We start from the raw sequence: 13,548 nt of genomic DNA on the forward strand, positions 1-13,548 counted from the left end.
GCTTTTGTCGCGAAACAAAAACAAAACACGCTTGCCATATCATGCGTGATATCGGCTCCAAATATAATGTATTTATTTTACAAAAATCGCGTTTTTTCGCAAAAAAAAGCATTTTGCTTTAACAAAAAAAACGAAAAAACGACATAACTCGTTGATACTCAACAAGTTAGCCCTCAAAAACGAGGTCTTCTTCCAACTTGGAATAGTGAGGTAAATCTTCATCCGGTCCTGCATCCTGTTTTTATTTAGTTCCCCATCCCGTTTTTACAAAAACTTTACATTTAATCGGGACAAAAAGTTCCGAAAATTAACTTTCCGAGTTGACGAAACAATGACAACACGAGTGCAAAAAATTATCTTTGCCTCAAACAACAAACAAAAGCTAGGACTAAATATGAAATTCGTATTCCTCTGCGACGCCAACTACCTCAAGGGCGACCTGGTAAACTTCGTGAACAACTTCCCCACCAACCACGAGCTGGTGACCATGACGAGCGATGACCTGCTGCAGTCCAAGTCCGTCATGGAAGGAACCTTCGCCATCCTCGCCGAACGCGCCACGTGGCAGAAGAACTTCAGCCTGTTCCGTTACTTCGGCCTGCTCCCGATGCTCGAAGTGCTCCCGCTCGGTGTCGTTTCCCGCGGCCGCCGCGGCGAACCGCTCAAGGGCAGAAGCCAGAACAGGAACCAGGAAATCTATTTCAACCCCTCCGCAAGCCCCGAAGAACTCTACATGCAGGTCGACAAGTTCGTTGCCGCCCCGCCTAGCGGATTCTCGTACCCGAGAGGCTCCGCAAAGGTCTAAGCCCCCATGCAGCGGGAGGTTCTCGACTACCTGTACGCTCAGGGCGAGTTGGTGCTTGCGATATTCCCCGGAAATCCGGCACCGCGCGAAGCCCTCGAAAAATATGCGCTGGCCCTGAACGCTGGCGCATCTTTTGTTCTGTTTGACTACAGCAGAAGCAACGACGGGAACACGGGTATCGCGCTTGCGGATCTCTACACGAGGGCCCTCACAAACGATGAACTCCAGACTTTGCAGGCAAAGGCCGCAAGTGGCCTTGTGTTCGGCGGCTTCAGCGCCCCTCCAAACTCGGAAGAAAGCTTCAGGCTGTTCTACCGCAACCTTCAGCAAATCAAGGCCATCACGCCGCACGTTGTCGGCCTGTTTTCTGGCAAGTCCACGGAAAACATTGACTCCAATCTGGTCCATATCGCAAAGCTGATTTTAATCGGGTGCGAAAATGCAGATGACGCGAGCGCGCTCGTCGAAGACAGCCCCGCATTGCAGAAAGGATGCATTCTTTGGCTCAACGACAAAGCCCCCGACAAGAAGCGCTTTCCCAGAACCTTCAAGGCCGTCCGGCGTGGATTTTCCAAGTATATGCCGGCAAAGCTTACCTTCGGCGAAAACCCGCAGGCCTTCGCCGAAAATACCGCCTGGATTCTCAAGGGAGAAATCCTCCGCAAGAATCCGATGGACGGCATCCCGAAGCTATTCTGCATCCTTTTCCCGCTGCTGCTCGTCGCGGCCATCCTGCTCCCCTTTATCTACCCCACCAATGTAGATGCAAGCCACTCCAACATGCGCGACCGCATTCCCGAAAGGAACAAGATTGCCATGGCACCATCGTTCGAATACACCTTCGACGGCAAGGAGAACCTGTGGCGCATCGCACGCTACGCCCTGGGCCGATTCAACGCAGTCATTTCCAACGAAAAGATGATTCGCGACTACCTGGACGAAACCATTCAGGAGAACGGCTACAAAGGCGGAGGATGGGAAAAGAATATCATGGGAGTCCCGCCGCAGGGAACCGTCATCAAGTTTACAAGGCCCACGGACCAGGCCAATTCCTCGGCAGATTCCATCGGCGCGGCATGGAAATACTGGACATCGATTTTCTCGGACAGCATCGCCTACATCACCGAATTCTATCACGAACGCGCAACCAGCCAGAACCGCAAGCACAACGGCATCGATGTCGCCGGACGCCAGGGCGCCCGCATCCTTGCCCCCTTCTCCGCAAAGGCCTTCACCAAAAGGGATGAACGGGGCGGAATCGTTATCGGTCTCGTCCGCGAAAAGGACGTGATGCTGTTCATGCACTGCGACCAGCTCCTTTACCTCGACGGGCAGGAAGTCATGCAGGGCGACCCCATCGCGACTGTAGGCATGACGGGCCACACCACGGGACCGCACGCGCATATCGTAACCGGGCTCGTAGACAAAAGGGGCGGAAGCCGCATCGGCAACGTTTCGTACAAAGTAATAGACCCGATTACCTGGTACTACAAGTTCAAGCCAACCAGCAGCAGATAGCCCCCTGTGACAGCAATCACGCGAGCAAGCAACCGAACCCGTGACGAGCGTCACGGGCAATCTTTTATTTTTCTTTTTTGCCCGCCAAGTAAGTAAATAATTACAAATTCACCATCGCCAAGACGTCCGCATTTAAATAACTTTGTTTTCAGTTTAGGGATAGAAGGGAATTGGTAATCTTTAAGGAGATTTATAAATGAAGTTTGGATATGTGGCCTCCCTACTTTTTTCTGCAGCACTGTTGGCCGGCTGCTCTGGAATCAAAACACCTTCGGCGGATCTCGCCAGTCACGACTCGCGTCATGACATCCCCGCTATCGACCAGATGATTGTCGATATGAAGCAGGACTACATTCAGGCATGCTACCTGCCGGTCGCCAAGAGGGAACCGCCCGTCAATGCCTGCCAGACGGAACTCTTCCAGATGCTCGAACGCCGTTACCACCACGACTACACCCAGAGGCACGTGGACATGGCGAGCAACGACCTCTTCTTCAAGGACGTGAACACGAGGATTTCGGACCTCGTCCGCAAGGATCGTGAAGTCGGCAACGCCGCCCGCAGGGCCTTCAACAGCACTAGTGAGATGATGGCCTACTACCGCGAGGCCTACAAGTTCGAGACGAACTAAGTAAAATCCGGGGTCAATCGGGGTTGCGCAAGACAGCGCGGCCCCGTTTTTCTATATTTGGGCCGCATAAATCAAACTCAAAAGAGACAAAATCATGGGAAAATCACTCTATCAGAAGATTTTTGAAAGCCACACGGTAGCAAAGCTCCCGAGCGGCCAGTGCCAGCTCTTTATCGGGCTCCACCTCTGCCACGAAGTCACGAGCCCGCAGGCTTTTGCGCAGCTCCGCGAAGAAGGCCAGAAGGTTCTGTTCCCGGAACGCACTTTCGCCACGGTGGACCACATCATTCCGACCACCTTCCCGGAACGTAACCGCCCGCTCCAGGACAGCATTTCCGAAGAGATGTTCTCCCACATTGAAAACAACACCAAGAACAACGGCATCAAGTTCTTTGGCCCCGCCACCGCCGAACAGGGCGTTATCCATATCGTGGGCCCCGAAGAAGGCGTGACCCAGCCGGGCATGACCGTTGCCTGCGGTGACTCCCACACGGCAACGCACGGTGCCTTCGGTGCTATCGCGTTCGGTATCGGTACCAGCCAGGTGGCCGACGTTCTCGCCACCCAGACGCTCGCCATGAGCCCCTTGAAGACTCGCCGCATCAAGTTCACCGGCAAGCTCAAGCCGGGTGTGACCGCCAAGGACGTGGCCCTCGCCTACATCGCAAAGCTCGGCGTGAATGGAGGCGTTGGCTACGCTTACGAATTTGCCGGTCCGGTCATCGAAGAAATGGGCATGGAAGGCCGTATGACGGTCTGCAACATGGCTATCGAAGGTGGCGCCCGCGTCGGTTACTGCAACCCCGACGAAAAGACTTTTGAATACCTCAAGGGCCGTCCGTATGCCCCGAAGGCTGACAAGTGGGACGAAGCCGTTGCTTACTGGAAGTCCGTCGCTACCGACGCCGACGCCCAGTTTGACGACGAAGTCGAAATCAACTGCGACAACCTCGAACCGATGGTCACCTGGGGTATCACTCCGGCTCAGGCCATCCCGCTCAACGGCAACATGCCGAAGATCGACGAATTCGAAGGCAGCGAAAAGAAGGTCATCTCCGAAGCCTACGAATACATGGGCTGGGAAGAAGGTTCCAAGATGATTGGCCGCCCGATCGACATCGCTTTCGTGGGTAGCTGCACCAACGGCCGCCTCTCCGACTTGCAGGCCGCCGCCGAAATCATCAAGGGCCACAAGGTCGCCCCGACTGTGAAGATGTGGGTCGTTCCGGGTTCCATGAAGATCAAGGTGGAAGCCGAACAGCTCGGTCTCGACAAGATCTTTAAGGAAGCCGGTGCCGAATGGCGCGAAGCAGGCTGCTCGCTCTGCCTCGCCATGAACCCGGATAAGCTCAAGGGTCGCCAGGTCAGCGCAAGCTCCAGCAACCGTAACTTCAAGGGTCGCCAGGGCAGCCCGACGGGCCGCACCATCCTCATGAGCCCCGCCATGGTGGCTGCAGCCGCCATCGAAGGCAAGATTACCGACGTCCGCAAGTACATCAAGTAACGCTAAGGAGATTTAAAAAATGAATTCTATCGACATTGTTAAAGGTTCCGGCGTTCCTGTACGCGGCAACGACATCGATACAGACCGTATCATCCCGGCACGCTTCCTCAAGTGCGTCACGTTCGAAGGCCTCGGCGACAACGCCTTTGCCGACGATATCGCAGGCCTCGCCGCTCAGGGCAAGGTCCACCCCTTCCGCGATCCGGCCTACAAGAACGGCTCCATCCTCGTCTCGAACCAGAACTTCGGTTGCGGTTCCAGCCGCGAACACGCCCCGCAGGCTCTCAAGCGCTGGGGCATCCGCGCCATCATCGCCGAAAGCTACTCCGAAATCTTCTTCGGTAACTGCGTGGCCATTGGCGTTCCTTGCTACAAGGTGAGCCACGAAGTGGCCGACAAGATCCTCGCCTGGATCGAAGCACACCCGAGCGAAGAACTCGTCACCAGCACCGAAAGCCGTACGCTCAAGATGGGTGACGAAACCATCGAGCTGATACTTGCCGATGGCCCCCGCGGCCAGTTCCTCGACGGTTCCTGGCACGCACGTTCCGCCCTCATGGCCAACGCCGACAAGGTGCAGGAACTTGCCAGCAAGCTGCCGTACATGCAGTTCCTTAAGTAGACGAAAGAACGGCGCAGAGCGCCTGTAGACGAAAGACGATAGATTTTTCTCAAAGATCTTTCGTCTATCGTCTAAAGCGAAGCGTTCTTTCGTCTAAAGAAAAAAAGCGTCCAGTTTAAAAGCCTGGGCGTTTTTTTTTATATTCTTTTTATAATTACCCATAATTCACAAGGCATTTTTGATGACTAGCGATATAAAAAAAAGTTTTTTGTTTACAGTGGCCAGCATAATTGTCTTCATTGAAACGATTATTGTCGATTTAATATACATGGGCGATAAAAGGGTGGTAATTTTTCTGCTGATCAGCATCGTTCCCTTTTCTTGGCTTACGTTTGCAATTCTGAAATCAAAATCAATAAAAGACAATCCACTTATAATAACAAAGCCCTTTAGTTTTCGTGGAATAGGCAAGCCTGAAGAAGACTCTCTTTTTTGGAGTATTATTATATTCCAAATAGCGCTATTCTTTCATTGTATAATCAGCATCGCAAAACCCGACATTGATACCAAAATACTTTCTATAAGCGTTTTATTAAGTTGGTTTACAATTGGAGCATTTACTCTTTTATGCATAAAATCATTTAGGCGATGGAAAAAGTCAAAAAACCTGCAAGACCTACTTTTCGACTGGCCTTTTAAAAACAAATCGTTGCCGAACAAATTAGAATAAATCAAATCCAATCCAATAAAGAAAGACCTTTATCACTACATTTCAACTCATGCTCCCCTCACCCATCGACAACATTCTCGTAGAAAAGGCGAAACGCCAAATGCACTTGCGAAGCGGCGAGAACATTGTCAAGACGTACAAGATTTCTTTGGGCAAGAATCCTGTGGGAGCGAAAGTCAAATCCGGTGACAACAAGACGCCCGAAGGCGACTACACCATCGTACTTCACAACCCCAAAAGTGTCTTTCATTTATCGCTCCGGATTTCGTACCCTAATGCGGAACAGATTAAGGCCGCAAAAGAAGGCAACTACGAGCCCGGCGGCGACATCATGATTCACGGCTTCCCGAACAAGGTTCCCGCATTCCTCTTTAAATTCTGGCACAAGTGGAAAGACTGGACCGCCGGCTGCATCGCGGTCACCAACGACGAAATCGAAGAAATTTACGACGCAGTCAAGGACGGAACTCCGATAACCATCAAGCCTTAGAATGCCGGATTTTAGGGCGGAGCCTTTCCCCTACCCCTTATACCTTGATTTATACCCGTGATTTTCCTTGGGGCGGAGGTCATTGGGGTACATCACGTCGGTGTAGATGTCCTCTTGCAGCTTTTTCACGAGCTTGTACACTTCTGCGTAATCGGCGATGCTGTCGATGGAAATACCCGCGTTGGTAGAAGTCCTCCGGCCATTCAGCGTTGCGGGATTTGCCTGCGCGGAGGTCGTGATGATGTCGCCCACGCCGAACCACTGGTCGAAAATGCCGCGGTGCAGGTCCACGTGCGAAAGTTCCGCAAACGGCTTTGACTTGTATGTCCTGGCGATGATACCACCGGACGCGTAGATTCCCTTGTCCGTAACGATGTAGGCCGTATTGCGGTACCGCCGAAACGAGAGCAGAGCCCCGCCAAGGTAGAGCCAGACCGGCATCATGTGCAGTGCCATGAACGGGATGATAAAGAAGGCCGCCTCGTCCGCCTTGTCCGAAGAGAATGCTGCCCCGATAAAGAACATGTCAAAAAGTCCCCAGACAATCGCAAACGGGAGCAGCGGATTGAAGATGCATTCGAAGATAAAGCACCTTTTGTCCGGCTTGCCGGCGTAGAGAATCTTTTCGCCTTCCCCAATCAAAAGCGTCAGCTCGTTGTCCATGCACCACCTCGTAAAGAACTATTTCCCCTACTAATATAAACAATTTAACGCACTTTATAAAAAATAAATCTATATTCGGGGAAAATTCGTTAGGAGGACGAATGAAACGAATCATTCTACTAGCCCTTTTGTTCTTTTTAGCCGGTTGCGGCGAAGACAGGGCTTTCATGACACCATCGGAGAACGTCGTCGTCATCGACGTGAACTCGAGGGAATACTTTATCAACGGCAAGAAGGTCGGAGATTCCGTGAAGGATTTTCTCCAAAGCGGGGACTGGAAAGTCCAACCCATTCTCGATTTTTTCAGCCAGTTCAAGAAAGACAAATCAAGACCGCTGGACGAAAAGGAAGTCCATGTTCACGTTGCCGGGAACTGCACCTTCAACGCTTTCGGCAAGGTGCTGACGACCTTGAACTTCGAACCGCTTGTCGGCAAGGTTCTGTACGTCATCGACAAGGACTTCGCCTCCCCTATCCAGGCAATCAACCCGGCCTGGGATTCCGACGTTCAGACATGCAGGAATGCCACCAAGGACAACGTCATCAAGGTTTCCCACATGGTGATTGGGGAAAAGGGCCTGACGGACGAGGAGATTCTTGCAAAACGGCTCAATGAAAAGAAACTGGAAGCCGAATGCGCCGAAGATTTTATGATGATCAGCGTGATCGTGAATCTCTACGACAAGACAAGCCCCTTCATCGTGAGCCTGAACGAACTCGGTTTCCTTGGCGGAAAAAGGATGTACAATATCGCGAGCGAAGAGGAATTCTGGAAATTTATCAACGAAATCAAGTCGCGCGAATCCCTCCAGAACAAGAAGGACAAGAACCAAATCCTGTTTGTCGTCAACAGAGAAGCCCCTGTGGCAAGCATGAGCCATATCATCAGGAAACTGAACGATTACGGCTACAAAATCACGTTCGCATACACGATTCTACAATCTTTCCCCTAAAAGAAAAGCCCCGCTCGAAGCGGGGCGAAAGTTCAACTCTGGGAAGAATTACTTGGCGTGGCGCTACTTCGTAGCGCTAGCCAATCGGCTCGGTCATGCCGGCAAATAAATTTGCCGTCGCGACGCTCGCCTTACTTGGCTTTCTTGGCGGACTTCTTGGCCGGGGCCTTCTTGCAAGCTTTGCAAGCGGACTTGCAGAACTTCACGTAGGCAGCGAGGGTGTCGCAGAACACTTCGTCCGGGGTATTGTCGCCGTTGATGCGGCTGATGATGGACTTGCTGTACTTGCCGAGCACCTTGGCGGTGGATTCCTTGTACACCTTGAGGCGGTTCTTGATAACGGCTTCGTCGGCGTCGTCCTTACGGCCTTCAATCTTGGCGCGGTTCAGGAGGCGGGCCACGATGGTCTTCTCGTCCTTGATGTCGAGCACGAAGATGTGCTTCACGTCGACGACGGATTCGATGAGCTTGACCTGGGCAACCGTGCGGGGAATACCGTCGAGGAGGAGGGTATCCTTATCCGGGTTCACCTTGTTCGTGTTGATGAGGCCTTCGATGAAGCGGCCGAAAATTTCGACAGTGGCTTCGTCCGGAACCAAGAGGCCCTTGCTGGAGTAAGAAGCGAGGAGCTTGCCGGATTCGCTGGAAGGAGCAATGCCACGGAAGATGTCGCCCGTGGAAATGTGCTTGAGGGAAGTGGTAGCAGCGAGCTTCGCGCCGACGGTACCCTTGCCGGAACCCGGTGCGCCGAAGATAAGAACTGCAGGAATTTTAGCCATTGTTAACCTCTTGGGTTTGATTGTTGAAATTTTTCGCGGACAAAGATAGCATTTTTACGACTGGATTTTCTCGCACTTGAAACTGAGCTTGCCGTTTTCGACGCCGATGCTTATCGTGGAGAAGTCCGTGAGGGTACCAAGCAGGAGCCCTTCGGCAATCGCGTCTTCCACGAGGTTCTGGATGGAACGGCGGATGGGTCGCGCGCCCAGGGTGGAATCGTAATTGTTGTTCACGATAAATTCCTTCGCCTCCTGGCTGATTTCCAGCAGGATTCCGCGATCGGAGATGTTCTTCTGGAGGAACCCCATCTGGATGTCCACGACGGAAACGAGGTCCTTCTTGCTCAAGGCACGGAACACAATCTGCTCGTCGATGCGGTTCAGGAATTCCGGAGAGAACACGCGCTTGACCTCTTCGCGGATGGCGTTTTCCATGCGCTCGTAGTCGTCGGTCTCCCCTTCCTTGGTGAACCCCATGCCGCCGCTGTGGCGCACTTCGCGCGCACCCGCGTTACTCGTCATGATGATGATGGTGTTCTTGAAGTTGATCTTGCGGCCGTAACTGTCGGTAAGGATTCCGTCGTCAAGAATCTGGAGCAGGATATTGTAGATGTCCGGATGCGCCTTCTCGATTTCGTCGAGGAGCACCACGGAATAAGGCTTCTTGCGCACCTTCTCGGTAAGCTGTCCGCCGCCTTCCTCGAAGCCCACGTATCCCGGAGGAGCACCGATAAGGCGCGAGACGCTGTGCTTTTCCATGTATTCGCTCATGTCGATGCGGATCATGGATTCCTCGCTCCCGAACAGCGAGAGGCTCAGCACCTTCGCAAGTTCCGTCTTGCCCACGCCGGTAGGCCCGAGGAAGAGGAAACTGCCCATCGGGCGCTTGCTGCTGCGGATGCCCGCTCGCGTACGGCGGATGGACTTGACAATCGCATCGACTGCGGCGTCCTGCCCGATAATGCGCTGCTTGATTTCTTCGCCGAGGTGCAGGAGTTTCTGCGTCTCTTCGCCGCCGAGGCGGCTCACGGGAATGCCCGTCATCTTGCTGATGCAGTCGCGGATGTCGCTCTCGTCCACGACAGGGGTCTCCTGCCCTTCTTCCTGCAGCTGCTTCCTGCGTTCCGCGATGGAACTCTGGAGTTCCTCCTCGCGGGCACGGCACTTGGCCGCATTCTCGTAATCCTGGTTTGCGACTGCCTCTTCCTTCTTCGAAAGGACTTCGGCAAGTTCAGATTCCATGTCGAGCAGGTCCTGCGGGACCTTGATGGAATTGAGCTTCACGCGCGCGCCTGTCTCGTCGAGCACGTCGATTGCCTTATCCGGCAAGAAGCGCTCGCTGATGTAGCGTTCGGCAAGCGTCACCGCGGCACGGATGGCCTCGGGCGTGTAGTGCACCTTGTGGTGCTGCTCGTACTTCGGGCGCAGACCCTCAAGAATCTGGATGGAATCTTCCGAGTTGGGCGGGTTCACAAGAATCGTCTGGAAGCGGCGTTCCAGGGCCGCATCCTTCTCGATGTACTTGCGGTATTCGTCAATCGTCGTCGCACCGATGCACTGCAGTTCGCCACGCGCAAGCGCGGGTTTGAAAATATTGCTCGCATCGAGGCTGCCTTCCGCACCGCCTGCACCCACGATGGTGTGGAGTTCGTCGATGAAAAGAATCACGGAGTTGCTCACGCGCTGGAGTTCCATGATGAGGCCCTTCATGCGTTCCTCGAACTGGCCGCGGTACTTTGTACCCGCAACCATCGCCGCCACGTCGAGCGTCACGACGCGCTTGTTCACGAGCAGGTCGGGAATCTTCTTCTGCACAATCTTCTGCGCTAGGCCCTCGATAATCGCGGTCTTGCCCACGCCGGGTTCGCCAATGAGCGCCGGGTTGTTCTTCTTGCGGCGGCAGAGAATCTGGATGAGCCGCTCGATTTCGGATTCGCGCCCGATAATCGGGTCGAGCTTGCCCGCACGCGCCATCGCGGTGAGGTCGCGCCCGAAGTGGTCGAGAATCGGGGTCTTGGACTTGGAACCGCCGCGCATCTCGCGCCCGCCCTGCTGCTGGCGAGGCCCCTCTTCGGGGATATCCTGCGGGGCGTTGCCGTCGCCATTATGCTTGAGCTGGTCGAGCGTCTGCTGGAAATTCTCGTACGTTATGTTGTACGAAGACAAAATGCCCACCGCAGAGGAATCTACCTGCTGGAGAATCGCGAGCATCAGGTGTTCGGGGCCGATGTACTGGTCGCCCTCTTCCTTCGCAATCTTTGCGGCATTGAAAAGCACCGCCTTCGCGCGGACCGTAAACTGCAACAGGCCGTCGCGCGGGTTTCCGCCGATGGTCATGAGCCCGCCGTTCGAGGAGAGCGAACGCTGGATATCTTCGCTCAGGTCCACGAGGTTAATCCGGAGCGCCTTGAGGGTCTCGACAGCAAAGCCCGAATCCTCGCGTACGAGACCGAGCAAAAGGTGTTCGGTCGAAACGCAGTCGCTCCCGAGGTTACGCGCCGCCATGCGGGCGGCCTGGAGCACGGCCTTCGCCTTCGCAGAGAAAATTCCGTTATTATCAGCCATACCAAATCTCCTATCCGATATCCTGAATCAATCCGTTATGCATTACCACGCGGCGCTTCGCAAAACTCGCCAACTTCTCGTCGTGCGTCACAATCAAGAAGGCCTGGTTGAACTTCTCGTTGAGCTCGCCAAAGAGTTCGTTCAGCTTCGCGGAGTTCGCCTCGTCCAGGTTGCCGCTCGGTTCGTCGGCCAGCACCAGGTCCGGGTGATTCATCAGCGCACGCGCAATCGCAATACGCTGGCGCTCGCCGCCACTGAGTTCGCGCGGCAAATGCCTGAGGCGGTCCTTGAGGCCCACCGTTTCCAACAGCATCTCGCCACGTTCGCGGCATTCCTTTTCGGACTTGCCCGCAATGCGGCCCGGGACGCACACGTTCTCGATGGCGGTAAACTCGCTGAGCAAGTGGTGGAACTGGAACACGAACCCCACCTTGAAACGGTGGTACGCGTCGCGCTCTTCGCTGTTGAACTTGCTGAGCGGCTTGCCCTTGAAAAGAATTTCGCCCGAGGTCGGCGTGTCGAGCATGCCCACGAGGTTCAGGAACGTAGACTTGCCCGAGCCGGAGGAACCCGTGAGCGCCACGAGCTCGCCCTCTTCCATCGAGAAGTTCACGCCCTTCAAAATCTCGAGCTGTTCGCCCGTCTCGGAGAATACGCGCCTGAGGTCGACTGTCTGCAATAAACTACTCATGCCTAATCGCTCCTACAGGGTCAAGCCTGCTCGCCTTCCATGCCGGGAGCAAAGTCGCGAGCACGCATAGCGCAATGCCAATCACGAAAATAAGGACCACGTCAATCAGGTGCACAGAAATCGGGAAGTACGGAATCACGTAGACATCACCCGGGAGCGTGATGAAGTGGTAGGCCTCCTGCAACTTGCAGAGCACAAGCCCGATGGTACCACCCACGATGGTGCCGCCCACGCCAATGAAGCTGCCCATGAGCATGAACACGCGCATGATGCCCGCCTTGCTGAAGCCCATGCTGCGGAGGATGCCGATTTCCTTCGTCTTGTCGATGACAACCATGATGAGGGAACTGATGATGTTGAACGCCGCCACGAGGATGATGAGGCAGATGACCGCCGCCACGATGAACTTCTCGTAGTTCATCCACTTGAGGAGCGTGATGTTCTTCGCCTTCCAGTCCATCGAGTAGTACGGGTAGGTAAGCCACTGGCTCATGTCGTAGGCCGCCTCGCCCGCCTTCCAGTGATCCTTGATGCGGAACTGGATTCCCATCACGGCGTCGCCCATGCCGAGCAGTTTCTGCATTTCCCTGAGCCCGATGTAGGCCAGGTTGCCGTCGTACTCGTAGGTGCCCGTCTCGAAGATGCCGCTCACCACGCACATCATCATCTTGGGGCCCGAGCCGAGCGCCTCGTCCGGGCTCTGGAACAGCTGGAGCACAAGCTTGTCGCCCACGACCACGCGCAGGCGGTTCGCAAGTCCCGAACCGAGAATGATCCCCGGACGGACCTTGCCCGTCAAGTCTTCGAGGCTATCGACGGAATACTCGCCCCACTTGATGTACTTGTAGATGTCGGTCACGCCCTTCGCGCTCTCGGCGTCAATGCCGTAGATAACGATACCGTCGTTCACCTTCTTTGAGCTGATGCCCACCTTGTAGATGATGAACGGCGACGAGGCCACGATGTTCGAATCGCGGTTCTTTGCCTCGCGGGTAAGGCTGTCGTAGCTCGCGATGGGTTCGCCGTTGTACGACATGATTTCGAGGTGGGCGTCCTTCCCTATCATCTGGGCGGTGACCTCTTCCTCGAAGCCGTTGACCGCAGCAAGCGCGACCACCAGCGCGAACACGCCGATAGAGACACCGAGCATACTGAAGATGCCGATAAGCGAGACGAAGAGGCTCTTGCGCTGAGCCCCCAGGTAACGCCAGGCTATTAAAAGTTCAAGTTTATTCATTCTTAGACGAAAGACGAAAGACGAAAGACGAAAGATTATGACTTTTTAGCGGCTTTCAATCCACTCAGCATTTTGGCAATCTCTATAGTCTTTTCATCTAAATCGTCCATTTGTTCCTTAGTAATATAGTTTAACAGTTGAGCAATTTCCATTTGGCTCTGCACTTCCATCAAAGATCCAAAACTTATTTCCAAAAAATGAAGAACCTCTTTACTCGAAGAACGGCTCATTCCTTCAGCTATATTCGACGTTACAGACACTGCCGCACGACGGACTTGACTTACAAGAGCGAATTTTTCTTCATTAGGAAAAGAACTACATAACCTATAGACATCCATAACCCATAAGAGGGACTTCTGGTAAACTTTTAGCTTTCTATACGCAAACATAGCCATCTTAAAAAGTCTATCGTCTTTCGTC

General features: G+C 54.0%; 13 protein-coding genes. 7 read left to right on the plus strand and 6 right to left on the minus strand.

All coding sequences use genetic code 11. The features are described from left to right. Positions 1-394: 394 nt before the first annotated feature. The 6 genes from B2952_RS02810 to B2952_RS02835 all read left to right on the plus strand — a co-directional run bounded on the left by B2952_RS02810 (position 395) and on the right by B2952_RS02835 (position 6,240). A complete protein-coding gene (locus B2952_RS02810) occupies positions 395-805 on the plus strand; it encodes a hypothetical protein (RefSeq protein WP_173365588.1) in 411 nt (136 codons plus the stop codon). Between the two features lie 6 nt (positions 806-811). Further along, positions 812-2,323, plus strand: coding sequence for a M23 family metallopeptidase (locus B2952_RS02815; protein WP_290733893.1), 1,512 nt, complete (start codon positions 812-814; stop codon positions 2,321-2,323). Between the two features lie 196 nt (positions 2,324-2,519). Further along, positions 2,520-2,954, plus strand: coding sequence for a hypothetical protein (locus tag B2952_RS02820; RefSeq protein WP_173365586.1), 435 nt, complete (start codon positions 2,520-2,522; stop codon positions 2,952-2,954). 94 nt (positions 2,955-3,048) lie between these two features. Then, entirely contained in the window at positions 3,049-4,458 is a 1,410-nt protein-coding gene (leuC, locus tag B2952_RS02825) for a 3-isopropylmalate dehydratase large subunit (RefSeq protein WP_290733891.1), read from the plus strand. Positions 4,459-4,477: 19 nt separating this feature from the next. Next, a complete protein-coding gene (locus B2952_RS02830) occupies positions 4,478-5,080 on the plus strand; it encodes a 3-isopropylmalate dehydratase small subunit (protein WP_290733889.1) in 603 nt (200 codons plus the stop codon). 719 nt (positions 5,081-5,799) lie between these two features. After that, positions 5,800-6,240 carry a L,D-transpeptidase family protein gene (locus tag B2952_RS02835; RefSeq protein ID WP_290733887.1) on the plus strand — a complete coding sequence of 147 codons (441 nt, stop codon included), beginning with the start codon at positions 5,800-5,802 and terminating at the stop codon, positions 6,238-6,240. Between the two features lie 30 nt (positions 6,241-6,270). Here the strand turns inward: B2952_RS02835 and B2952_RS02840 are convergent, their stop codons facing one another. Next, positions 6,271-6,903, minus strand: coding sequence for a PH domain-containing protein (locus tag B2952_RS02840; RefSeq protein WP_173381457.1), 633 nt, complete (start codon positions 6,901-6,903; stop codon positions 6,271-6,273). Positions 6,904-7,004: 101 nt separating this feature from the next. Between B2952_RS02840 and B2952_RS02845 the strand changes: the two genes are divergently transcribed. Beyond that, entirely contained in the window at positions 7,005-7,856 is an 852-nt protein-coding gene (locus tag B2952_RS02845; protein WP_290723672.1) for a hypothetical protein, read from the plus strand. A gap of 131 nt (positions 7,857-7,987) precedes the next feature. Here the strand turns inward: B2952_RS02845 and B2952_RS02850 are convergent, their stop codons facing one another. The 5 genes from B2952_RS02850 to B2952_RS02870 are packed head-to-tail and all read right to left on the minus strand — an operon-like array spanning position 7,988 to position 13,523. Beyond that, positions 7,988-8,635, minus strand: a complete 648-nt coding sequence (locus tag B2952_RS02850; RefSeq protein ID WP_173381455.1) for an adenylate kinase family protein — start codon at positions 8,633-8,635, stop codon at positions 7,988-7,990. 54 nt (positions 8,636-8,689) lie between these two features. Next, positions 8,690-11,200 carry an ATP-dependent Clp protease ATP-binding subunit gene (locus B2952_RS02855; protein ID WP_290733884.1) on the minus strand — a complete coding sequence of 837 codons (2,511 nt, stop codon included), beginning with the start codon at positions 11,198-11,200 and terminating at the stop codon, positions 8,690-8,692. 10 nt (positions 11,201-11,210) lie between these two features. Next, positions 11,211-11,891: an ABC transporter ATP-binding protein gene (locus B2952_RS02860; protein ID WP_173381453.1), complete on the minus strand. Its 681-nt coding sequence runs from the start codon at positions 11,889-11,891 to the stop codon at positions 11,211-11,213. Then, positions 11,884-13,128 (minus strand): FtsX-like permease family protein, encoded by a 1,245-nt coding sequence (locus tag B2952_RS02865; RefSeq protein WP_290733882.1) that lies wholly within the window; start codon positions 13,126-13,128, stop codon positions 11,884-11,886. Before B2952_RS02865 ends, B2952_RS02860 begins: the two co-directional genes overlap by 8 nt. A gap of 35 nt (positions 13,129-13,163) precedes the next feature. After that, positions 13,164-13,523: a four helix bundle protein gene (locus B2952_RS02870; RefSeq protein WP_290733880.1), complete on the minus strand. Its 360-nt coding sequence runs from the start codon at positions 13,521-13,523 to the stop codon at positions 13,164-13,166. Between the last annotated feature and the right edge of the window lie 25 nt (positions 13,524-13,548).

It is taken from the genome of Fibrobacter sp. UBA7003 (assembly GCA_002449765.1).
GTDB lineage: Bacteria > Fibrobacterota > Fibrobacteria > Fibrobacterales > Fibrobacteraceae > Fibrobacter.